At 42.6% G+C, this 23,626-nt stretch carries 20 protein-coding genes; 15 read left to right on the top strand and 5 right to left on the bottom strand.

Annotated features, from left to right (window positions below):
- The first annotated feature begins 157 nt into the window (after nucleotides 1–157).
- The 3 genes from gntK to ASG46_RS07545 all read left to right on the top strand — a co-directional run bounded on the left by gntK (nucleotide 158) and on the right by ASG46_RS07545 (nucleotide 4,264).
- The gene (gene gntK, locus ASG46_RS07535) at nucleotides 158–1,702 is read left to right on the top strand and encodes a gluconokinase (RefSeq protein ID WP_056704005.1); all 1,545 of its coding nucleotides are present in this window, start codon (nucleotides 158–160) and stop codon (nucleotides 1,700–1,702) included.
- Between the two features lie 24 nt (nucleotides 1,703–1,726).
- Nucleotides 1,727–3,055: a GntP family permease gene (locus tag ASG46_RS07540; RefSeq protein WP_008347326.1), complete on the top strand. Its 1,329-nt coding sequence runs from the start codon at nucleotides 1,727–1,729 to the stop codon at nucleotides 3,053–3,055.
- Between the two features lie 108 nt (nucleotides 3,056–3,163).
- The gene (locus tag ASG46_RS07545; RefSeq protein ID WP_056704009.1) at nucleotides 3,164–4,264 is read left to right on the top strand and encodes a DNA alkylation repair protein; all 1,101 of its coding nucleotides are present in this window, start codon (nucleotides 3,164–3,166) and stop codon (nucleotides 4,262–4,264) included.
- Between the two features lie 145 nt (nucleotides 4,265–4,409).
- Here the strand turns inward: ASG46_RS07545 and ASG46_RS07550 are convergent, their stop codons facing one another.
- Nucleotides 4,410–5,741, bottom strand: coding sequence for an amino acid permease (locus ASG46_RS07550; RefSeq protein WP_056704012.1), 1,332 nt, complete (start codon nucleotides 5,739–5,741; stop codon nucleotides 4,410–4,412).
- Nucleotides 5,742–6,059: 318 nt separating this feature from the next.
- Between ASG46_RS07550 and ASG46_RS07555 the strand changes: the two genes are divergently transcribed.
- Nucleotides 6,060–7,574 carry a methyl-accepting chemotaxis protein gene (locus ASG46_RS07555; RefSeq protein ID WP_056704015.1) on the top strand — a complete coding sequence of 505 codons (1,515 nt, stop codon included), beginning with the start codon at nucleotides 6,060–6,062 and terminating at the stop codon, nucleotides 7,572–7,574.
- Nucleotides 7,575–7,615: 41 nt separating this feature from the next.
- Here the strand turns inward: ASG46_RS07555 and ASG46_RS07560 are convergent, their stop codons facing one another.
- Nucleotides 7,616–8,599: a Gfo/Idh/MocA family protein gene (locus ASG46_RS07560; protein WP_008345742.1), complete on the bottom strand. Its 984-nt coding sequence runs from the start codon at nucleotides 8,597–8,599 to the stop codon at nucleotides 7,616–7,618.
- A gap of 144 nt (nucleotides 8,600–8,743) precedes the next feature.
- Nucleotides 8,744–9,103, bottom strand: a complete 360-nt coding sequence (locus tag ASG46_RS07565; protein ID WP_007498034.1) for a MerR family transcriptional regulator — start codon at nucleotides 9,101–9,103, stop codon at nucleotides 8,744–8,746.
- A gap of 311 nt (nucleotides 9,104–9,414) precedes the next feature.
- Here ASG46_RS07565 and yidA point away from each other — a divergent pair, with 311 nt between their 5' ends.
- Nucleotides 9,415–10,227 carry a sugar-phosphatase gene (gene yidA / locus ASG46_RS07570; protein WP_024719208.1) on the top strand — a complete coding sequence of 271 codons (813 nt, stop codon included), beginning with the start codon at nucleotides 9,415–9,417 and terminating at the stop codon, nucleotides 10,225–10,227.
- Between the two features lie 35 nt (nucleotides 10,228–10,262).
- Here yidA and ASG46_RS07575 read toward each other — a convergent pair whose 3' ends face one another.
- The gene (locus ASG46_RS07575; protein WP_024719209.1) at nucleotides 10,263–11,270 is read right to left on the bottom strand and encodes a helix-turn-helix transcriptional regulator; all 1,008 of its coding nucleotides are present in this window, start codon (nucleotides 11,268–11,270) and stop codon (nucleotides 10,263–10,265) included.
- A gap of 125 nt (nucleotides 11,271–11,395) precedes the next feature.
- Here ASG46_RS07575 and ASG46_RS07580 point away from each other — a divergent pair, with 125 nt between their 5' ends.
- The 3 genes from ASG46_RS07580 to ASG46_RS07590 all read left to right on the top strand — a co-directional run bounded on the left by ASG46_RS07580 (nucleotide 11,396) and on the right by ASG46_RS07590 (nucleotide 14,689).
- Entirely contained in the window at nucleotides 11,396–12,103 is a 708-nt protein-coding gene (locus tag ASG46_RS07580) for a class I SAM-dependent methyltransferase (RefSeq protein ID WP_056704018.1), read from the top strand.
- Nucleotides 12,100–13,197, top strand: coding sequence for a saccharopine dehydrogenase family protein (locus ASG46_RS07585; RefSeq protein WP_056704021.1), 1,098 nt, complete (start codon nucleotides 12,100–12,102; stop codon nucleotides 13,195–13,197). The genes ASG46_RS07580 and ASG46_RS07585 overlap by 4 nt, the downstream gene beginning before the upstream one ends.
- A gap of 220 nt (nucleotides 13,198–13,417) precedes the next feature.
- Nucleotides 13,418–14,689, top strand: a complete 1,272-nt coding sequence (locus ASG46_RS07590) for an MFS transporter (RefSeq protein ID WP_047947042.1) — start codon at nucleotides 13,418–13,420, stop codon at nucleotides 14,687–14,689.
- 96 nt (nucleotides 14,690–14,785) lie between these two features.
- Here the strand turns inward: ASG46_RS07590 and ASG46_RS07595 are convergent, their stop codons facing one another.
- Complete coding sequence (locus ASG46_RS07595) at nucleotides 14,786–16,609, bottom strand: acyltransferase family protein (RefSeq protein ID WP_056704024.1); 1,824 nt, start codon at nucleotides 16,607–16,609, stop codon at nucleotides 14,786–14,788.
- Between the two features lie 239 nt (nucleotides 16,610–16,848).
- Here ASG46_RS07595 and ASG46_RS07600 point away from each other — a divergent pair, with 239 nt between their 5' ends.
- The 7 genes from ASG46_RS07600 to ASG46_RS07630 all read left to right on the top strand — a co-directional run bounded on the left by ASG46_RS07600 (nucleotide 16,849) and on the right by ASG46_RS07630 (nucleotide 23,607).
- Nucleotides 16,849–17,724, top strand: a complete 876-nt coding sequence (locus tag ASG46_RS07600) for an aldose 1-epimerase family protein (RefSeq protein WP_056704026.1) — start codon at nucleotides 16,849–16,851, stop codon at nucleotides 17,722–17,724.
- A 60-nt stretch (nucleotides 17,725–17,784) separates the two neighbouring features.
- Entirely contained in the window at nucleotides 17,785–18,729 is a 945-nt protein-coding gene (locus ASG46_RS07605; protein WP_039164987.1) for a sugar-binding transcriptional regulator, read from the top strand.
- 84 nt (nucleotides 18,730–18,813) lie between these two features.
- On the top strand, nucleotides 18,814–19,485 hold the full coding sequence (deoC, locus tag ASG46_RS07610; protein ID WP_056704031.1) for a deoxyribose-phosphate aldolase: 672 nt from the start codon (nucleotides 18,814–18,816) through the stop codon (nucleotides 19,483–19,485).
- Nucleotides 19,486–19,652: 167 nt separating this feature from the next.
- Nucleotides 19,653–20,834 (top strand): NupC/NupG family nucleoside CNT transporter, encoded by a 1,182-nt coding sequence (locus tag ASG46_RS07615; protein ID WP_017358632.1) that lies wholly within the window; start codon nucleotides 19,653–19,655, stop codon nucleotides 20,832–20,834.
- A 24-nt stretch (nucleotides 20,835–20,858) separates the two neighbouring features.
- Complete coding sequence (locus ASG46_RS07620) at nucleotides 20,859–22,160, top strand: pyrimidine-nucleoside phosphorylase (protein WP_056704033.1); 1,302 nt, start codon at nucleotides 20,859–20,861, stop codon at nucleotides 22,158–22,160.
- Nucleotides 22,161–22,511: 351 nt separating this feature from the next.
- Nucleotides 22,512–22,955, top strand: a complete 444-nt coding sequence (locus ASG46_RS07625) for a MarR family winged helix-turn-helix transcriptional regulator (RefSeq protein WP_045033720.1) — start codon at nucleotides 22,512–22,514, stop codon at nucleotides 22,953–22,955.
- Between the two features lie 13 nt (nucleotides 22,956–22,968).
- Complete coding sequence (locus ASG46_RS07630; protein WP_017368360.1) at nucleotides 22,969–23,607, top strand: nitroreductase family protein; 639 nt, start codon at nucleotides 22,969–22,971, stop codon at nucleotides 23,605–23,607.
- Nucleotides 23,608–23,626 lie beyond the last annotated feature (19 nt).

Genomic DNA, 23,626 nt, shown 5'->3' on the forward strand with positions numbered 1-23,626 from the left:
TGAAAAATGCTGTTGTGGTAACGATTCTAAGGTTTTAAATGAAAATTATTTTCTTTTTGATCGTTGAATGTCGAAAAAAATATTCCTATAATGGGATTTATCAGGTACACCAGCACCACGACACTTTATTTCAAATCAATGATTGGGCGTGATACAGATGAAGGGAAACCAGGCGGTAATTGGTTTGGATATTGGAACAACAAGTACAAAGGCGGTTCTATTTGGACCACAGGGGAAAGTCATATCAAAACATTCTGTTCCTTATGACCTCATTCACCCCCAGCCAGCATGGGTTGAGCAGAACCCTGAACATATTTTAGATGCTGTGATTGCGAGTGTAAGAGGCGCCTTGACGAAAGCAGCATTTGATGCAAAAAATCTCATAGGTGTGGGAATTAGTACGGCGATGCATTCCTTAATCGTCATGGATGAGAATGGAAAAGCATTAACAAACAGTATCATTTGGGCTGATAACAGAAGTGCAGAACAAGCGAAACGAATCATAACGGACTTAGATGGCTTTCAAATTTATAAAAGAACCGGAACACCGATCCATCCAATGTCACCGCTTTCAAAAATACGATGGATCAAGGAAGTGACACCTGACGTCTTCAATCAGGCAGCAAAATTCATTTCCATCAAAGAGTATGTTCTTTATCATTTCTTCGGTCAGTATGTGGTCGATTATTCAATCGCATCAGCAACAGGACTGTTCCGATTGGAAACGCTTCAATGGGACGAGAAGGCACTACGTATTGCAGGAATTCAGGTGAATCAGCTGTCTGAACTTGTTCCAACGACGCATCAGCTGCGTGGGCTTCAGCCAGAAATTGCGCTGCGAATGGGCATTGAAGAAGATACACCATTTGTTGTGGGTGCAAATGACGGTGTCCTAGCGAATCTTGGTGTTGGTGCAATTGGCAAAGGTGAGGTAGCAGTCACGATTGGGACAAGTGGTGCAGTACGTACAGTCGTAGATCATCCAATTACAGATGAGCAATCAAGAACATTTTGCTATGCATTGACAGACAAGCATTGGGTGGTCGGAGGACCGACCAATAACGGCGGAATTATGCTGAGATGGCTCAAGGATGAATTTGGGTCTTCCGAGGTGGAGGTAGCAAAGCGTCTAGGTGTAGACCCTTACGATCTGATGATTGATATTGCAGAGAAGGTTCCAGCTGGCTCAGAAGGACTGCTGTTTCTTCCATTTTTAACAGGCGAGCGTGCACCTTATTGGAATCCAAACGCAAGAGGCACGTTCTTCGGGATCGGTCTTCAGCATAAGCGCGAGCACTTTATTAGAGCCGTGTTAGAAGGCGTCATTATGAGTGTTTTCTCGATCGGTGTGGCACTAAGAGATTTAACAGGTCCAGCGAAGGATGTCAGGGCTTCTGGTGGATTTGCGAGATCCCCGTTATGGCGGCAGATTTTGGCGGATACGATGGGCAGAGAAGTGCTTGTTCCAGAAAGCTATGAGGCTTCCGCACTTGGGGCGGCTGTCCTTGCACTTCATAGTTTAGGTCATATGGAAGAGATAGAAGAGGTGCAGGAATGGATTCGTATTTCTGCCCGCCATGAACCAAATATGGAGAACAACGAAACATACATAGAGCTATTTTATTTATATGAGCGTCTCTATGACAAACTGAAGGATGAATTTGATGTCATTAGTGCGTTGCAATTAAAACAAAATCGTTAAACATCGGGGAAAAGGTGGGAGAACATGCTTTTATTCATTGTGATTGCGGCGATTGTCCTTTTACTCATTCTCATTACAGTCGCTAAGTTGAATCCGTTTGTGAGTTTGATCATTACCTCTATGCTAGTAGGCTTTGCTACAGGAATGGATTTACAGGAAATCATTCAATCGATTAAAACGGGATTAGGGAACACGTTATCATTACTGGCGATTGTGCTAGCGCTTGGGACCATGCTTGGGAAAATGATGGCTGAGTCAGGGGGCGCTGAGCGGATCGCTCAAACACTCATCAGTCGTTTTGGGACGAAGAATGTGCATTGGGCGATGATGTTTGTAGCCTTTATCGTGGGGATACCTGTCTTTTTCCAGGTCGGATTTGTTCTTCTCATTCCTTTACTCTTTACCATTGCGATTGAAACGGGCATTTCGCTTGTGACGATTGGGATTTCATTAATCGCAGGCTTGTCTGTTGTGCATGGGTTAGTCCCGCCTCATCCAGCTGCAATGGCAGCAGTAGGCATCTATCATGCCAACGTGGGGAAAACGATTTTCTTTTCAATCATCGTCGGTTTGCCAACAGCTATTATTGCTGGACCGTTGTATGGTAAGTGGATTGGAAAGCGAATACATAAACCAGTTCCAGAGCTGCTCAGAAAGCAATTCACGGAACGACATGCTGATCGGAAGCTTCCTGGTTTTGCGAATACGATGTTTACCATTTTGGTGCCGGTCATTCTTATGTTGCTTGCCACGTTGGCGGACATTATTTTGCCAGAGGATAGTATGTGGTATCAGATGTTTAAGTACATTGGAGATCCCATAACAGCTTTATTGATTGCGACAGTGTATTCTTTCTTTAGTCTTGGCTTTATACAAGGGATGAGCCGTGACCGAGTGCTGTCATTTAGTAACGATTGTTTGGGACCGATCGCTTCCATTCTGCTTGTGATTGGTGCAGGCGGAGCGTTCAATAATGTACTGATCGATTCAGGTGTTGGGGATTATATTGCTGATTTAGCCAAACACTCCCCAATCTCACCGATTTTACTTAGCTGGCTGATTGCTGCGGTTATTCGTGTGGCAACAGGATCTGCTACAGTATCCATGATGACAGCGGCCGGAATTGTAGCCCCAATCGCTGCATCCATGCCGGATGTGAGCAGAGAGCTGCTTGTTTTAGCAACAGGAGCGGGTTCACTGATTTTGTCTCATGTCAATGACTCTGGTTTTTGGCTGATCAAAGAGTATTTTGGTATGACCATCAAAGAGACGTTCTTGACATGGACGGCTATGGAGACCATCATTTCCGTTAGCGCCATTGCATTTATTATGATCATTAATATGTTTATATAACGGTACAACAGCTCAATTCTTCGGAATTGGGCTGTTTTAGCTTGTTGTTATGCCGCTTTTGACAATTTAGGATAAAATAATGATATTGAGCTATGGGAGGCGGACACGATCGAACCTTTAAAACATGTATATAATAAACCATTTATTCTACATTTAGCAGAAAAACTTGCGCAAGCGTCAACTGTATTTGATGCTGATCACTTTCAGCAGCTTGTGTTTCAAGAGGATTGGGAGCAGCTCGAGTTAAAAGGACGAATGAGAAGAGTAACTGAATCGATGCACGCCTGTCTGCCTGAGGATTATGAGAAGGCAATCGATGTACTGCGTCAGACAGCACCGCATTTTACAGGGCTCAGTGCGCTTGTATTTCCAGACTACGTCGAGACATATGGTGTTGACCATTGGGATATCTCGATCAAAGCACTTGAATTCTTTACACCGTTTTCCACTGCTGAATTTGCCGTTCGACCTTTTCTCATTCGAGATCAAGAGAAAATGCTGGCGCAGATGCTTGTGTGGTCACAGGATCAAAATGAACATATTCGCCGTCTCGCTAGTGAAGGATGCAGGCCTCGTTTGCCGTGGGGATTATCCGTCCCTGCGCTGAAAAAGGACCCTTCTGTCACGCTGCCCATTTTAGAAAATTTGAAGTCAGATTCGGCCAAGTATGTGCAAAAAAGTGTAGCGAATCATTTAAATGATATTTCTGCAATTCAGCCAGACCTCATGAAGCAAATGGTCAAAAGCTGGTATGGAACCAATGAACATACAAACTGGATTGTCAAACATGCATCCCGTACGTTATTGAAAAAAGGCGATCCAGATATCATGGCTTTATTTGGCTATGGAGATGATCCGTCTATCCAAGTAATTGATTTGAAGGTGACGCAAGACCCCGTTCGTATTGGAGAGAAGCTGACCTTTCATTTTATTCTTCAGGCAGATAAGCCATTAAAGCTGCGCGTAGAGTATGCCGTTGATTACGTGAAAGCTCGTGGTACACGCAATCAAAAGGTATTTAAAATCACAGAATTTGAAACAGGATCGGCGCTGTATAGAGAATTTGTCCGGTCACAGTCGTTTCAAAATATGACAACGAGAAAGCACTATGAGGGCATTCATACATTAACCATCATCATCAACGGCATCCCTAAAGCGTCTGTCGATTTCGAAGTCACAGCAGCTGCTCATGAAAAAACCCGCCACTGAGGCGGGTTTCAGCGTGTAGACAAACCCTCGCATTCGGTGTCAGTCCTGCGCGCTGGTGCTCACGAATGTCAAATTCGCTCCGCGCCAGTACTCGTCCTTCCTAGACTGCAAAGGTTTTCTATCACGCTGAAAAGAAGACAAAGGGCTAATTTTTCATTAAGAATGAAGCAATGATGGCGGCTGCTAAGAAACCGATACTGATAATCGAGCTAGGTAAGTTCTCTGGTCTGAATAGGAACAGAACAAAACTGACACTGAGTACAAGACCAGCAAATAAAGTGAAATACGGAAATAACCAAACTTTGAAATACGGTTCCTGCGGATATCTTGGACGCAGTTTCAAATGAGCCAGACAGATGCTGATCCAAATAAGAGAAACCGCAAAACCAGGGATAGCCAGCATATAGCTGAAAATTTGATCTGGGTACAAGTAAGCAAAGAATGTTCCGATTAAAAGAAACAGAACGGTCACCCATAAACTTAAAATAGGTACACCTCTTTTGTTGACCTGTGCCAGCTTTTTTGGACCGCCGTCTGATTTAGATAGAGAATGAATCATTCTCGTCGTACCGTAAATACCAGAGTTGGCGGCAGATAGAACAGCTGTAATTAAGACGAAATTAATGAAGTGAGAGGCACCCTGCATGCCAGCTGCTGAAAAGACTTGGACAAAAGGACTGTTATTCGGATCGATTTGATTCCAAGGAATGAGTCCGCAAATAATCAAAATCGGCAGTGTGTAAAACAAGATGATGCGCCACATCATACTTTTGACAACACCAGGTAACACCTTTTCTGCATCCTTTGTTTCTGTAATGGTCAGCCCGATCAATTCAGAGCCTCCATACGAGAAGATCACCACTAATAATGAGGCAAAGACAGCACCCCATCCGTTCGGGACAAAGTTTTGGTAATTGGTGAGAACAGGCGTGCTTTGTTCGCTCGGAATGATTCCAAATAATAATGCAGCACCGAGAATAATAAACACAATAATAACGAAAATCTTCATTCCAGCGAACCAAAACTCAATTTCACCAAAGTATTTTACATTATTTAAATTAATTCCGATGACTAAGAGCGAGCAAAGTAAACATAAAGACCATAAAGGTACGTTTGGCATCCAATATTGAAGTAAACTCCCCGCTGCAATGATTTCAATGACACATACAGTGAGCCACATAAAACAGTAAACCCATCCGACAACAAATGAAAAACGTTGACCAAGCGCAATCTGTATGAGGTCGCGAAGGTTATTCCCCGGGTAGACGATGGCCATTTCAGCTAAAGCCGCCATGACAATGAGAAGAAGCAATCCAGCAAATACATAGGAAAAGATAACTCCAGGACCTGCTAAGCCGATTGTATCGGCACTTCCTTTAAAGATTCCTGTACCAATGACCCCGCCCATCGCAATCATGCGAATATGACGCGGCGATAAAAGCTTTTTTAATTCGTGTTGTTCCTGATTCGCGCTCATGACGTTCTCCTTTTTTAAAATGCTTATGTTCCATTTTCTTTTTTCGAGCGGTCAGTGTCAATATAAAAAAAGAGATTTTTCAGACAAAATAGGCGGTTGATTCTATCAAATGAGCCGTTTTCTTCCATAAATCTTTTCCATGACCCATCCCCAAAATCTAAAACTTCGTGAAAAAATGAACATTTGCCTTCATTCTGACATAAACAATTTTCAGTTTTTGTCGATATATCTTTTGTATTACTAAAGTCCTAATAAAGAATTGTTTATAACTGTAAAATATTTCAAAAAAGTATGGAAGAATGAAAGGAGTTATTGAAGATGTTTATGAGAAAAGCAAGTGATTCATCGTCGGGAGCCCTTCTAAGTGAAAGCAGTCAATTAGTTGAACGAATTGAGAAGGGAGATTTTTCAGCCAGAATTGATACTGCTGCATTCTCTTTTAGTCAAACAATAGAAGCAGTGGCTCAAATAAATGAAGCGTTGCAAAAGATGCAAGAAGCGCAAGAAGATATTCATATGCGTATGAATTTAGTGACAAAAGCCATTCAAGTGGGTCTATGGGATATGACGGTTGTAGCAGGAGATCCTGTGAATCCAAAAAACGAATTCACATGGACGGATGATTTCCGCAGAATGCTAGGTTTCCAAAATGAAAACGATTTTCCGAATGTCTTAGACAGCTGGGCATCTCGAATTCATCCAGATGAGCAGGAATACACCTTGAATGCATTCTCTACGCATTTATTGGATCATTCTGGCCGTACACCGTATGATATCGAGTATCGTCTGAAGTTGAAAAATGGCGATTATCGCTGGTTCAAAGCAACTGGAACGACGATTCGAGATCGAAATGGTGTACCTCTTCGTGTGGCAGGGGCTCTTTTTGATATTCATGATCAGAAATTGAAAGAAGAAGAGCTGCAAGCATTCGTGACAAGATATGACTTGATCAACCGTGCGCTTGTGGAAGCGCCTTGGGATATGGTTGTAGAGGCTGGCGATCCTGTCAATCCAAACAATGAATTCTGGTGGTCTCCACAGTTTAGAAAAACGCTTGGTTTTACAGATGAAAAGGATTTCCCGAACGTGTTGAGCAGCTGGAGTGATCGTTTGCATCCTGAAGATAAAGAATCGGCTCTCCAAGCTTTTGCGGATCACTTAAATGACCATTCTGGCCGCACACCATTTGACATTGATTATAGATTGCAGAGTAAAAATGGCGAGTATCGCTGGTATCATGCGGGCGGTGAAACCATTCGTGATGAGAAGGGTGTCCCTTTACGTGTCGCAGGAACGATTCGTGATATTACGTTAGAAAAAAATAAAGAAAAAACAGCGAATGAAATGGCTTCTCAAGTAGAGCAGCTTTCAAGTTCTATTAGTGAAATGGTATCTGGCATCAGTTCTGTGACAAACCAAGCACAAGAGCTTGCTGTCGCTCAAGAGCAGTCAACGTCTGCTGCTAATCTGGCGAAAAACAGTGCAGATGAGACGAAGAACATTTCAGACTTAATCAAAGAAGTGGCAAACCAAACGAATCTGCTTGGTTTGAATGCCGCGATTGAAGCAGCAAGAGCAGGCGAGCAGGGACGCGGTTTCTCAGTCGTTGCCGATGAAGTGCGTAAGCTAGCGCTTCATAGTGCCAATGCGACAGAAAATATCGAATCTAGTTTAACTGAAATGAAAACACAAATCGATCAAATTCTTGAAAATATCTCCAATATGACAGCTCTTACGCAAACACAGGCTGCTTTAACAGAGCAAGTGAACGCTTCAGTTGATGAAGTGAATCATATGTCTCAGCGTCTGGTGGCATATTCAAAGAGTATCTAATGTCAAAAAACCGCCTTTTCATCAGAAGGCGGTTTTTTTATTTAAGCATGATCCGCTGGGAAAACAATACCGGCGTCTTTCCTAGCGGCTTCAAGAACCTTCATGACAGAAAGACTGTCATCAAGCCATTCATAACACTTTTCGACATTTCCTGTTTCAATGATATGCTGAAATGCTTCCGCTTCATAAAACAGGCGGTTTGAATTGGTTTGTGCATTGAGTGAAGTGACTTGGTCTCCTATATGCAGCAACACTTCCTCACAGCCATTCGCACCATTTTTCACATGCAGGAACCCTTTTTCCCCTTGAATCAAAGCGAAATTCATACTGCTTGTATCTTTGCTGCCAACACTTGTGGCGATGAAATCATTGTAAGTAAAAGTTAAAACACCAGATGTGTCGATGCCGTTTGGATGGCGGTTGGCCTGGTAACGAATGTCTTTCGGTGAACCAAATAGATTCATAATGAAATGAACATTGTAAATGTTAATATCCATGAGGGCACCGCCAGAAAACTCTGGGTTAAAGACATTCGGCGTTTCCCCGGCGAGCAGCTGATTATATTTACTTGAATATTGACTATAGTTGCATTGAACGAGTTTGATTCTGCCTAATTGATGAAGGTGTTTTTTGATTAAATGATAGTTGGGCATATGAACGGTCGTAATGGCTTCAAATAGGAAGAGCTGCTTTTCCTTTGCGAGAGCGATTAAGGCTTCTAGCTCTTTCACATTAGAGGTAAAAGGCTTTTCGCAAATCACATGTTTTCCGTGTTTCAATGCAGCCGTGGCATGCTCGCTATGTAAACGATTGGGTGATGCGATATATACCGCTTCTATGTGGGGATCTTCTAACATAGCGGTTAAATCCGTATAAGTCGTTTGCACCCCAAATTGATCTGCGAGTTTCTTTGCCGTAGCTTCCTTCCTTGAATAGACAGCGTGGCAAGAAGCACCTTCAAGCTGTTCAATTGCCTGGAGGAAACCTTCCACAATCACACCTGTTCCAATGGTTGCTATTCTCATTCTATTCATAACCCCTTCCATACGATTGATGTCACGTCAAGCTGTCTCTAGTATACCTGATGTTTTCATACAACGTGTACTTAACAGCTAGGCGCAGAGGGGTGCCAGTAAAAAATACCGGCACATCTTTGGCAGCCTCTACAATTAACTAATGTTAGCTAATGTTTGTTTCGTTAACAGTTGAATGGCCGCCTTCCTCTTTTTTAACTCTTGAATGGATTTTTGAATATCTTCTACTTTTTGTTCGAGCAGCTGTTCCGCTTCTGTTTTCGACTGTTTCTCGAATAGTGACGTGATAATTTCTCGAATTTCTTTGAGTGAAAAATCTAGCTTTCTTGCTTCAGTGATAAAGGATAGCATGAGTACATATTTTTTATCATATAAACGATAGCCGTTATGTGCTCTCTTAGGCTCGGGGAGCACACCCTCATTTTCATAAAAACGAATGGTTTCAATATGTACACCAGACATTTTTGACAATTTGCCTCTCGTAAATGTAATCATTCCCTGCACCTCCTTTCTTTGCTATCCATCATACAATTAGATTTGCTAGTTTCAAAATATTCTCCGATGAACATTTGTTCCTTTTCATACTGTTAAAATGACAGGTCTGTCCTATTCACAGCGGATTTCATAGAATAGGTTATAATAGATGAGGATGAAGTGATTTTTTGTTACAGATATGAACAAGTAGACAGTGTGAGAAAAAAACGATAGGCTAAAATAGGTACATAGTATGATGAACAGCATGTGATCATGTAGATGATCACTCAAAATAGTGACAGCATGTTTTGCTGAGAAAAGGGGAGCAGTGAATGTATAAATTAGTCGCAATTGATATGGATGGTACGTTATTAAATGATCAGCATATGGTGCCGGATGAGGTGTTCGCTGCGATTCAACAGGCGAAGGCAGAAGGCGTTAAAATTGTTTTATGTACAGGCCGGCCGATTGGCGGGGTGCACCGCTATTTAAAAGAGCTGCAGCTTGATCAAGAGGGGGATTATGTCATCGCCTATAATGGAGCGCTTGTACAAAACAGCCATACAAATGAAGTCGTATCAGAATTAACTTTATCCTATGATGATTTGACTTCTTTATATGAACTGAGCCGTCAGCTGGATACACCTATGCATTATTTCGATTCGGCTCATCTATACACACCAAATCGGGATATTAGTGAATACACGGTACTTGAATCGTATTTAACGAAATTGCCGCTTAAGTATTTACCTGTCGAAGAGGCAGACCCATCCATGAGACTTCCGAAGATGATGTATATTGATCAGCCGGAACGTTTGGAAAAGACGATACAAGCCATTCCATCTGAAGTGAAGGATCAGTACATGATGGTAAAAAGCACAGATTTCTTCCTAGAAATTCTTCATCCTGATGTGAGCAAAGGGAATGCCGTGAAGCTTCTAGCGCATGAACTTGGGATTTCTCGTGAAGAAGTGATGGCGATTGGTGACAATGGGAACGACGTGTCGATGCTAGAATTTGCGGGCTGTGGCGTTGCGATGGGAAATGCCATTGAAGATGTCAAAGCAGTTGCGGATGTTGTGACAAAATCCAATAACGAAGCAGGAGTCGCACATGTCCTGCATGAGCGAGTCATCGGAAAATAAAGAAAGAGCGGTCTACCAATGAGGTAGCCGCTTTTTTATATGTGTGAGAAAAAGTAAACAAGCATACGTCTGCTGTTCAAATTTGTTTTTTCGAGCATCGCCTTTACATGATCATGCACCGTATGAGGCGAGATAAATAACGTACTGGCAATTTCTTTTGTGGATTGTCCTTTTATTAAACAGTCAAGGACGTTCATTTCTCTTTCTGTCAGCCGATATGTTTTCGCTATATAAGGAAGGATTTCACTTGTTTGAGCTCGCTTAATATGAATCATGACAGCCTCTTCCTCCCCGGCTGCCTGTGCTAAACGAAATGCTTGAAGAGAGAGAAAACGCCCTGTCGGCATTCTGGTGATGCTGACCGCTGTTTGGTCACCGCCGCCATATAAAAGCTTAGCACCTAATGCTCTAAACGGACGGGGCATGATGGCACCGTCATGAATTTGCTCAAAGGTTTGGAAGGTGTGGAGCCAATGAAGTCCAGTTTCATTTCCATAAAGAAGATGGTAATCGTGTGAAAGAATGAGGAAGCCTTGGTGTTCCGCCGTTTCATCTTCTTCCGTTTCTCTTCTTTTAAAAAGTTCATCTCTCAGCTTGGCTGCGAGTGCTGGTGTTTGGCGACTAACCGCTTGTATATCTTGTTCATGAAAAGGTTCTTTCTCCTTTTTTCGATAAAGGCTGGCAATTCCCCAGCATTCACCTTGAATCACAAGGGCTGCCCGCAATTCATCTGCCCATCCGTTAGGTAACAAAATGTGCTGGTATCGACCACTATTGAGGTATTCTCCGCTTTGGACGAGACTGGCAGCGTGGACAGGACCTTTCGCAAGATCTTCATGCTGGTGCACATCTTTTTTTAAATATTCATTTTGAAACAGCTCGTTATGTATGGCTTCAATCGGTTCATCTGTAAAAGAACCCGTCGAGAGGAGAGTAGCTGGATCAATGGTTGTGATACAGGCAGCATCAAAATCACAGATAGCAGCAAGTTCATCTCGAATGCTTTTTCTCAGCTGCTGAAAATGAGCGGCTGGATTGTTCATTTGATCTCCTCCTCAATATCCCTACTTTTAGGGATCGTTTTTTCTCATCTATCTTCTTACAATGAAGATAACATACCGTTAGTGTAAAGGAAACGAAGCAAAGAGGAAACTGGAGGAGAAGACATATGAGTGTAAATCAACATTGGCATGATCCTGTTGCTGAATCCTATGCAGCGACAATTGCACATAAAGTACCGGGCTATCATCTTTTGCATGAGCTGACAGTGGATAGAGTAGAAATCGAATTAATGGGAGCGGCTTCTCGCATGTTAACAGTCGGAGCAGGTGGGGGCGAAGAGATCATCAACATGCTTCAAAGAAATAAAGACTGGCATATCACAGGGGTTGATCCATCTCCAACCATGCTTGAGATGGCCAAGCGCAGAGTGGCACAGCTTCATATGCAAGATCGCGTCACATGGTATGAGATGGCCTTAGACAAAGTGCCGATTGAAAAGTTGTATGATGCAGCAGTAAGTTTGCTAGTCATTCATTTTGTAAAAGATCAGCTGACCTTTTTACAGGAGATCGCCCGCCGGCTTCAACCAGGTGCTCCTCTCATGTTGGCGTTTATTCAAGGAGACCCGGAAACGCCGACATTTCAGCAGGAACTTCATATGCTTTCTCTATTCATGAAGCGTCAAGGCTTGGGAAAGGAAGTGTTTACGTCCTTCCGAGAAAGGCTGGGTGTCACAACATATCCCGTGTCTGAAGAAAAGATGACAGCACAATTAACCGAAGCAGGATTTCAAGACATCAGACCTTATTTTCAAGCGGGCATGATCAAAGGGATTGTTTGTAAAAGAGGCAATAGAAAGGCGGTTGGAAAATGAGGTCAAAAGTGATGGTGATAGGCGGTTATGGACATGTGGGGCAGCAAATATGTCTTCAATTAAGTGACGTGTATCCTGGGCAAGTCTTTGCGGCTGGCCGAAGTTATGAGAAGGCTGAACAATTTGCACGCCAAACGAATGGGCGTGTACGTCCATTTCAGATAGACGTCAGACAACCAATGGATACGGACTGGATGGCTGAAACGAGACTCGTGATCATGTGTCTGGATCAAGATGACACGTCATTTGCTGAAACATGCTTACGATCAGGAATTGATTATCTCGATATTTCGGCAAAAGGAGCCTATATTGAGAAGCTAGCAAAGGTCCATCAACAGCAATTGAACGCAACGGCTGTGCTGAGCGTAGGCCTTGCACCTGGTCTCACCAATTTGCTTGCAGCGAAGGCGGCATCTATTCTGACCTCTGTGGAGCAAATTGATATTAGTATCATGCTTGGGCTAGGTGACCAGCATGGAAAAGCAGCTATTGAATGGACGCTTGATCATGTGCATACGGATTATGAGCTGACGAAGAATCATCAGCGAAAGAAAGTCAAAAGTTTTACTGGAGGGAAACGCATTGATTTTGGCAAAACGCTTGGAAAGCGGCAAGCCTATCAGTTCCCTTTCTCTGACCAGCAAACATTGCCTTCGACGCTCCATGTGCCTTCTGTGACAACAAGGCTCTGTTTTGATTCTGGCGTAGCGACACGTGCATTTGCTCTCACAAGGAAACTCGGAATGACGTCCCTTCTCACGATGCCGAAAATCAAGGAACGAGCCATCTCACTGATTCAATCTGCTCAAATGGGTACAGATCAATATGCAGTGAAAGTGGAAGCGGTAGGAATGAAGGGTAACGAAATTCATCAAGCAGCGCTTGGAATAAAAGGTCGCGATGAGTCTCAAGCAACGGCTCAAGTCGCCAGTGCTGTGGCACTGCATGTATTGAGCAAGCAGTTTCAGGCAGGTGTTTTTCATATCGAAGAATTATTTTCATTAGCGTATGAGAATGGTGATTTTGCGTTGGTGGATCAAAAAACGAAGGAAAAGCACGCACTAGCATTGAGAGCCAGCCTTTTAACGGCATAAAAGAAAATGACAAAAGATACGCATCAGCTCAAAAGTACAGGTCAGTCATGTGGGCGCTTTATTCATGATCCATTTCAAAACAAGGTGTCTATGATCCGAAAACAACCGCTTGCTCTCCATGTAAATGGTCGAGAGGTGGAAGAGATTTAAATCAAGGATTGTAGTCGGAACTGATATAATGGTTACATTGGGCAAATAAATCTCAAGTGGGTGTTTACAAGTGTTAGATACAGAAAAAGATGTAGTGAAAAATTATATAGATTCACCCCAAAAATTGAAAAATTTATATAAACGAGTATTGTTTGTTGTCAGTCTATCGCAAATATTTGGAGGGGCTGGAATAGCTGCAGGAATTACGGTAGGTGCCATTTTAGCACAACAAATGCTTGGAACTGAAGCCTATGCAGGAGTCCCAATCGCTTTATTTACTTTGGGGTCAGCTGGGTCAGCTTTCATTGTAGGAAAGCTTTCACAACGTTATGGACGACGCATCGGTTTATCGACAGGTTTTGTTGTTGGAGGGCTCGGAGCAATTGGCGTTGTGCTGGCAGCTATGATGAATAGTGTCATTTTATTATTTGCATCGCTCTTCATTTACGGAGCAGGAACATCCACGAACTTACAAGCGCGTTATGCTGGGACGGACTTAGCAAATTCTAAACAGCGTGCAACTGCAATTAGTACAACAATGGTCATGACAACATTTGGAGCAGTAGCAGGTCCGAATTTAGTTGAAGTGATGGGTAAATTTGCAGTATCCATTGGTGTTCCAGCACTTGCCGGTCCTTTTATTTTATCAGCAGTAGCATTTATTGTAGCTGGTCTTGTTCTTTTTATTTTGCTGCGTCCTGATCCGTTAGACATTGCCCGAAGAATAGCAACTTACAAAGCAGAACATGGGCATGGAAATAAACCAGATGCTGCTGATAAAAAAACAGATAAAAAAGGGCTTACAGTAGGTGCCACAGTGATGATCTTAACTCAAATTGTCATGGTGGCACTCATGACAATGACACCGGTGCATATGCAGCATCATGGTCATGGATTAGCCGAAGTGGGCATTGTGATTGGTTTTCATATAGGAGCCATGTATCTTCCTTCACCTATCACGGGTGTACTTGTAGATAAACTAGGACGAACAGCTATGAGCATAGCGTCGGGCATCACATTGTTACTTGCTGGTTTATTAGCAGCATTCGCACCAAGTGATTCAATGATTCTATTAATCATTGCTTTGTCTTTACTTGGATTGGGATGGAACTTTGGTTTAATTAGTGGTACTGCTCAAATAGTGGATTCTACAGAACCATCAAACCGGGCAAAAACCCAAGGAACACTCGATGTTTTTGTTGCGTTAGCAGGTGCTTCTGGCGGTGCCCTTTCAGGAATGGTCATGGCGAATACGAGTTATGCTACATTATCTTTAAGCGGAGGAATTTTATCGTTAATTCTCATCCCTGTCATCGTTTGGTCTTTTAAAAGTAAAACATAATGCAGCTCCGTGCTCATCCATCACAAAAAAAGACATGCCTCCAATCATAGGAAAGCATGTCTTTTTTGAATCTCTCTTCACAGGATGCTAGTCTTCTTATGATGCCGAGGACACATCACCTTTTTTCTTGATACTGGCTTTAATGAGCTCAGTCAATGTGTCAGAGCCTTTTGTGGAAAGGTGAACACCATCTGGCTGAAAATAGGATGGCTGTCCGGTAGCCGCTGAATGCCAATCGACTAAGCTCACATTGTGGTGTTGATTGGCCACACGCTCAATGACTGCATTCACATCATTTTCCCAAGCTCTTGGAACGCGAGTGTTCACAAGAAAAATATGTGCCTTCGAGAAATGTTGAATGAATGAGGTCAAAGTCCCCTCTGTAAAATAACCATTTGTGCCAAGCTCAATAATAACAGCGGCATCAGCCTTGTTAAAAGAAGCATATTGAGGGGCGATGCGGATGGCTTCGTTCATTTGCCTTCCGATCCTTGCGTCAATGGTGATGGGTTCATAGGCCTTTTCTAAATTTGAAGCAATGTCTAACATGACGGAATCACCAATGGCAAGAACTTGGTGAAATTGTTTAGGATCCGCTGCTTTTTTCTCATGTTTGTCTTTCTTTTTCTTCACTTTTGATTCTGTCTGATCGCCTGCCTTTTGGGGCGCTGTCTTAATTTGTGTGACTTCTTGCGCATGCGGGGATGTATGAGACGAGCTAGACATGCCAATGGTAAATAAAATCAAAAGGACTGCGGCAATCCCAAGAAACACTTTATTGGACATAGACCATTGCTTGATTCCTGTTTTCCAAATCGACCAAGAGGCAAAATAGTGTCTAAACCCGAGTTTACGAATCGGCTGTTCGATCAAACGATAGGAAGCCTCTGATATGAGTAGAATTGCGATGAGCTGCAATGTGACACGTCCCATGGAAGGCTGTCCAATCTCAATGACCGGTGTGGTCAGCACGATAATTGGATAATGCCATAAGTAGATGCCATAAGACCGCTTTCCGAGCCAAACGAGTGGTTGAAAAGACAGCCATTTCCCAATAAGACTGGCAGGATGGCAGACACACGCAATTAAGATCGCTGCATTCAAACAGAATAAAAGCATACCGCCTTGGTAGAGGAAGCCGTCAAATTCGTCGACTGCATAAACACATAAGAGGAAAATGACCATCGAACCGAATCCGGCTATTTGTAACATACGTCTGCCGATAGGAAGTAATTTTCTGCTGGAAAGTCTGTGCATGGGCCAGACAAATGCAAGACTGCACCCGATGAGGAGTGCAAACGCACGTGTGTCTGTTCCATAATAGATCCTGCTCGGGTCAGTATCCGGTGAATAGAGAATGGCCATCCATAAAGCAGATACAAGTGCCAAACCAAAGGTGATCATAGGAAGATGGGATCTATTTTTCACCCATTTCAGTCCAGCAATCAACAGTACCGGCCAAATGAGATAAAATTGCTCTTCAATCGCCAAAGACCATAAATTTTTTAGTGGAGATACAGCATTGAAGCTGTCAAAGTAAGAGAGCTGATGAAAAATGTACCACCAGTTACTCACATAAAAAAAGGACGATAAGGCATCGCCACGAATGGACATTAATGCATTTGAACCAGCAATGGCGCACCAGCTGACGATTAAAAAAATCATGACGTAGGCAGCTGGAAGCAGCCTTCTGATGCGGCCCATCCAAAAAGGCAGAAGCTCTTGATAGCCCAAATCCTGCTTATGCAGCAAGATGGTTGTAATCAAGTAACCAGAAATCACAAAAAACAAATCAACGCCAAGAAACCCGCCGCTTGCGGGTTCAATATGTAAGTGATAAGCAATGACCGCCAAAACGGCAACAGCTCTCAGCCCATCTAATCCTAATATGTAACGTAAACGGTTTTCCTTGCTGTTCATGAAAAAGAATCCCCCATCAATGTCAAACGCGTCTTTTTTGTTGTCACTCCAAAAGAACAACGATTCTTTTATTTTATATAAGATTAGACGAATCAGCATTACATTTTGTTGGCGAATTTCTGTCTTTTTTAAAATTTTTTTATATGAAGAAACATTCTAAGGCTTGAGGGATTCTTATTTTTATACTCAAACCGAAAATCCCTGTCATAATAAAAAAAGAAGGAAAGGGGATGTGTTGAATGAAAACGATTGAAAATGATCTGTTATTGGTTCAAATCAATGAGAGAGGTGCCGAGGTGAGAGAGGTGCTTCATAAAGAAAGTGGACGTCAATATATGTGGTCTGGTGACCCTGCTTATTGGGGCAGGGTGTCGCCCGTCTTATTTCCGATTGTAGGACGGTTGAAGGATGATCAATACAAGATAGACGATCAAACGTATCAACTCTCGCAGCATGGATTTTTGCGTGATGTTGATTTTGAACTATTTGAAGAAGCAAAAGATCAGGTGATTTTTCAATATCAATCAAATGGCCGTCACACGTCACAATATCCGTATGAATTTACAGCGCGCATCAGTTATGCACTGTCGGAAAATGGACTAACGATTTCCTGGGAAATTGTTCATGAAGGAGATGGCACGATGTATTTCTCGATTGGCGGGCATCCGGCATTTCATGTCCCGCTTGTTGAAGGCGAGCAGACAGCTGATTATTCACTCACATTGATACCTTCCACCGAACATGATCCAATTCAATATGAACTTCATGATTCACTTGTGAGAGAGAAGGAGAAAGGTGTTGAGTTTGAGCCGATTCAACTTCGCCCAGAACTTTTTCAGAACGATGCAATGATCTTTAGTCATATTGATCAAGTATCATTGACTTCTCAAGCAGGTCACGGCGTTGAGGTCGATCTCAGTGGTTTTCCGTTTGTTGGTATTTGGTCTCCATATGATCAAGAAAAGGGAACAATGGCTCCTTTTGTTTGTATTGAGCCTTGGTATGGGATCGCTGATATGGAAGGGACGAACGGGCAGTATAAGGAGAAATTCGGCATTCAAACCTTAGAGAAGCAAGAGACCTTTCACGCAGCTTACACCATTTTCTTTAAATGAACATTTGTGCATAGTGAAGTGAACAATTTGTTATGATAGAGGAAAAAAGGAGGCGTACGAATGGATCGGGAGAAACAGCAATTAAGTATTGAAGCAGCAAGGCTCTATTACTTATCTGATTACAGTCAGCAAGAAATCGCCAAGCAGCTTGACCTGTCGAGGCCAACGGTGTCTCGTCTGCTTCAGTATGCGAAGGAAAAAGGGTACGTCCAAATTACAGTGATGGACCCATTTGAGGATTTAAATGAGCTGTCCTTATTGCTGAAAGAAAAATATGATCTGCTCGAGGCTCATGTGGTATTTTCGCCAAAGGACGATTATCCAACGATTACGGATTACTTGAGCCGGTTTGGTGCAGATTATCTTCAGAATACGGTGAAAGACGGCGATATCGTTGGAGTGAGCTGGGGCACCACGATGTATCAAATTGCTCAAAAGATGCAACCTAAACAGGTAAAAGGGGTAGAAGTTGTTCAGTTGAAAGGTGGAATCAGCCATTCACATGTGAATACATATTCTGCGGAAACGATTCAGCTGTTTGCATCAGCTTTTCAAACGGCACCACGCTATTTGCCACTGCCTGTTGTGTTCGATAGTGCCGCCGTTAAAGAGATGGTTGAACAGGACAGACATATTCAGCGCATTATTGAAATGGGCAAACAGGCAAATATCGCTGTGTTTACTGTTGGGACGGTAAGAGATGAGGCGCTTTTGTTTAGGCTTGGTTATTTCCGTGAAGAAGAAAAGGCGCTGCTCAAGACATCCAGTGTCGGAGATATCTGTTCGCGTTTTTATGATCAAGAAGGACGCATTTGCAGTGAAGCGATTAACAATCGCACAATCGGTGTGGAGCTGGATGATTTGAGAACAAAAGAGCGCTCCATTCTTGTGGCTGGTGGACATCGAAAGGTTGCCTCTATCCATGGGGCGCTGAGAGGAAAATATGCGAACGTATTGGTGATCGATCAGCACACAGCAAGAGCTCTTTTAAATGTCACAAAATAGATGAACAAAATTTCATAACTATATTTACAATTGTTCAATAGTCATTTAAGATGAAAGTATCATATTTAAAAGGAAGTGTGAATCATGACAATAGCAAAGCTCATTGATCATACAGCACTAAAACCAGATACATCTAAAGCTGCGATCATGCAGTTACTAGAAGAAGCAAAGACATATCAATTTGCTTCCGTTTGTGTGAACCCAACTTGGGTATCTCTTGCGGCGAAAGAACTAGAAGGAACAGGCGTTGATGTATGTACAGTCATCGGTTTCCCGTTAGGTGCAAACACAACAGCAGTGAAAGCATTTGAAACAAAGGATGCCATTGAAAACGGTGCAACTGAAGTGGACATGGTCATCAATATTGCGGCATTGAAAGATGGCGAATATGATGCAGTTGAACAAGATATTCGTGCCGTTGTAGACGGAGCAAAAGGCAAAGCCTTAGTGAAAGTCATCATTGAAACTTGTTTACTCACAGATGAAGAGAAAGTACGAGCTTGTGAACTTTCTGTAAAAGCTGGCGCTGATTTCGTCAAAACATCAACTGGATTTAGTACAGGCGGTGCAACAGCTGAGGACATCGCATTAATGCGTAAAACAGTTGGACCTGACATTGGTGTCAAAGCATCAGGCGGCGTGAGAACAAAAGAAGACGTAGAAGCGATGACAGCTGCAGGCGCAACCCGTATTGGTGCCAGTGCAGGCGTTTCCATTATTAAAGGGGATCAATCAGCTCCTTCTAAAGACTATTAATTCATACGATCCTATGGTAGGATAACAATCATGACTCATTAGATGATGAAAAAGTCATATGCGGAAGGATCTCATTTCTGGGATTTTCTTCCGCAATTTGTTTGCGAAATAGGGTTTGTTCCATACAAGCACATTAATGTAAACGAATTCATTCAAGGAGGAAAAACATGAAATACGTCATTGGTATTATCGGTTTGCTGGTGATTCTCGCCATTGCATGGCTGGCAAGTAACGGGAAAAAGCGAGTGAAATTCCGTCCAGTCATTGTCATGATTGTACTGCAATTTATTTTAGGTTATATTCTGCTCAATACAGGTGTTGGGAACTTCCTAGTCGGGGGCTTTGCAAAAGGATTCCAAATGCTTCTAGGCTATGCTGGTGAAGGGATCAACTTCGTATTTGGCGGTTTAATGAATGATAATGCGTCAACTTTCTTTATCAATGTCTTGCTACCAATCGTCTTCATTTCTGCCTTGATTGGTATCCTGCAGCATTGGCGTATCCTTCCGCTGATCGTACGCGGAATTGGGTATTTGCTTAGTAAAGTCAATGGAATGGGGAAACTAGAATCTTACAACGCCGTAGCGTCAGCGATTTTAGGTCAATCCGAAGTGTTCATTTCCATTAAGAAACAGCTTGGATTATTACCTCAACAGCGTCTTTATACATTGTGTGCATCTGCGATGTCGACTGTATCAATGTCCATTGTCGGTGCGTATATGCAAATGATTAAACCGGAGTACGTTGTTACAGCACTTGTGCTGAACCTATTTGGTGGATTTATTATTGCGTCTATCATCAATCCATATGAAGTGTCTAAAGACGAAGACATGCTTGAAGTCGTAGAAGAAGAAAGACAATCTTTCTTCGAAATGCTCGGCGAATACATTATGGATGGTTTCAAAGTAGCCATTGTTGTGGCTGCGATGTTGATTGGATTCGTTGCATTAATTGCGATGATTAATGGTATTTTCACAGCTGCCATCGGTGTTTCTTTCCAAGATGTACTTGGATATGTGTTTGCACCATTTGCTTTCCTTGTTGGTGTACCTTGGAGTGAAGCGGTACAAGCAGGAAGTATTATGGCGACCAAAATGGTATCTAACGAATTTGTAGCGATGCTTGCTCTATCTGGCGACGGTCTTCATTTCACTGCTCGTACAGAAGCGATCATTTCTGTATTCCTTGTGTCATTTGCGAACTTCTCGTCTATCGGTATCATTGCTGGAGCAGTGAAAGGCTTAAATGAAAAACAAGGAAACGTTGTCGCACGCTTTGGATTAAAGCTGTTATTCGGTGCAACACTCGTCAGCTTCTTAACAGCAGGCGTTGTCGGTTTGATTTACTAAACTAAAAAAGGAATGGTGAAAACAATGAGAATGGTAGATATCATTGCGAAAAAACGTGACGGAAAAGAATTATCTTCAGAGGAAATTTCTTTCTTTGTCAAAGGTTATACGGACGGAACAATTCCTGACTACCAAGCAAGTGCCTTGGCGATGGCGATTTTCTTCCAAGATATGACGGATCAAGAACGTGCAGATTTAACACTCGCTATGGCAAATTCAGGGGACACAATTGACCTGTCTGCTATCGACGGCATTAAAGTAGACAAGCATTCAACAGGCGGTGTAGGCGATACAACAACGCTTGTACTCGCTCCTCTTGTTGCAGCACTTGATGTACCTGTTGCAAAAATGTCTGGGCGTGGTCTTGGACATACGGGTGGAACAGTCGACAAGCTGGAGGCAGTCAAAGGCTTCCACGTTGAAATTACAAAAGACGAGTTCATCGAGCTGGTGAACCGTCATAAAGTAGCGGTCATTGGACAATCAGGCAACCTGACACCTGCTGATAAAAAACTGTATGCCCTTCGTGATGTAACAGGAACTGTTAACTCAATCCCGCTTATTGCAAGCTCGATTATGAGTAAGAAAATCGCTGCTGGCGCAGATGCAATCGTATTAGATGTGAAAACAGGTGCAGGTGCTTTCATGAAAACACCTGAAGACTCTGAGAAGCTTGCAAAAGCAATGGTTCGTATCGGAAATAATGTTGGCAGACAAACGATGGCTGTCATCTCAGACATGTCTCAGCCGCTAGGATTAGCGATTGGAAATTCCCTTGAAGTGAAAGAGGCGATTGACACGCTTAAAGGCGAAGGCCCTGAAGACTTAAACGAGCTTGTGCTCACATTAGGAAGTCAAATGGTCGTTCTTGCGAAAAAAGCAGAGACACTTGATGAAGCAAGAGAAAAGCTAATTGAAGTCATGAAAAACGGCAAAGCACTTGAGAAATTCAAGGAATTTTTAGAAAACCAAGGTGGAGACGGCTCGATTGTAGATCAACCGGAAAAACTGCCACAAGCACCTTATCAAATCGAAGTGCCGGCAAAAGAATCAGGTATGATCGCTGAAATCGTCGCAGACGAAATCGGTGTTGCAGCGATGATTCTTGGAGCAGGACGTGCAACAAAAGAAGACGATATCGACCTATCTGTTGGCATCATGCTCAACAAAAAAGTAGGCGATCGTGTAGAAAAAGGCGAATCTCTCGTGACGCTGCATGCAAATCGTGAGGATGTAGCGAATGTCATGGAGAAAATTTATGACAACATCCGCATCGCTGACCATGCTGATGCTCCGACTTTGATTCATACAGTGATTACAGAATAAAGAGAAGAAGACAAAAGTGATGAATCGCTTTTGTCTTTTTTATGTAAATTTTAGGTAGCGCTTCTTCTAGATATGATAAGTTAGATGAGTGGGAGGGGATAAACCATGAGAATGCTCAAACTCATTCTCTTTATTTTTGTAGTCTTGATGATCATTGGATTTATCAGCTACTATGTGGGACCAACATCGACACCAAGTTCTTAAGGCGAGCAAAAGCTCGTCTTTTTTAATTGAAATAAAAAATTTCACTTTATGAAACAAACCTCTTGCAATCATGAAACAATGGGTGTATATTAGTTGACGAGTCAATGATTGATATATCAACTAATTGATCTGAATAGAAAAGAGGGGATGGCATTGACTGCATTTTGCTCTGAAGAAGCAGAGGTATTATATCGTTTGCAGTGCGTGAACCGTATGATGGGTGTGAAGTTCGAAGCATGCACGGGCATCAGCCAATCAAGACTGGAGTTGCTATCACTGTTATTCCAAGCCGACGAAATCAGCCAATCCGATTTGCAGAAAAAAGTAAATATTGATAGTGCGGCTGTGACGCGTCACTTAAAACAGTTAGAAACAAAAGGAATGGTCACGCGCAGAAGAAAGCCGGAAGATAATCGCGTCACGCTTGTTCGTCTGACAGATGAAGGCAGAACAAGAATCGAAGCTTCTAAAAAAGAAAAAGAACGATTTATCTCAGAAATGCTTGAAAACGTAAGTGATGAAGAACGAAAGCTTCTCACTGATGTGCTCATCCGTATACAACAAAACATCGAGAAGATTCAAACAACCTAAAGGAGTGTTACACATGGCTACAACATTAAAAACAAACGATTTTATGGATATTATGAAAGGGCGCCGCTCCATTCGTAACTATGATCCAGCAGTGAAAATTAGCAAAGAAGAAATGACGGAGATTTTAGAAGAGGCAACAACAGCACCATCATCAGTGAATGCACAGCCTTGGCGCTTCATGGTCATTGACAGCCCAGAAGGAAAAGAAAAGCTTGCACCACTCGCAAAATTCAACCAAACACAAGTAGCTACATCATCAGCCGTCATCGCTGTGTTTGCAGATATGAAAAACAATGAATACTTAGAAGAAATTTATTCAAAAGCAGTAGAAAATGGCTACATGCCGCAGGAAGTAAAAGAAAGACAAATTGCTGCATTAACTGCACATTTTGAAGCTCTTCCAGAGCAAGTGAATCGTGAAACGATCTTAATTGACGGTGGACTTGTGTCAATGCAGCTGATGCTTGCTGCTCGTGCGCATGGCTATGATACAAACCCAATTGGCGGATATGACAAAGAAGTCATCGCTGAAACATTCGGCTGGGATAAAGAGCGCTATGTACCAGTTATGCTTCTATCCATTGGGAAAGCGGCTGATGAAGGTTATGCTTCTTACCGTTTACCGATCGATCGCATCACAGAGTGGAAATAATTTTTAAAAAAAGGGAGAC

It is taken from the genome of Bacillus sp. Leaf49 (genome assembly GCF_001426125.1).
Taxonomy (GTDB): Bacteria; Bacillota; Bacilli; order Bacillales; family Bacillaceae; genus Bacillus; species Bacillus altitudinis.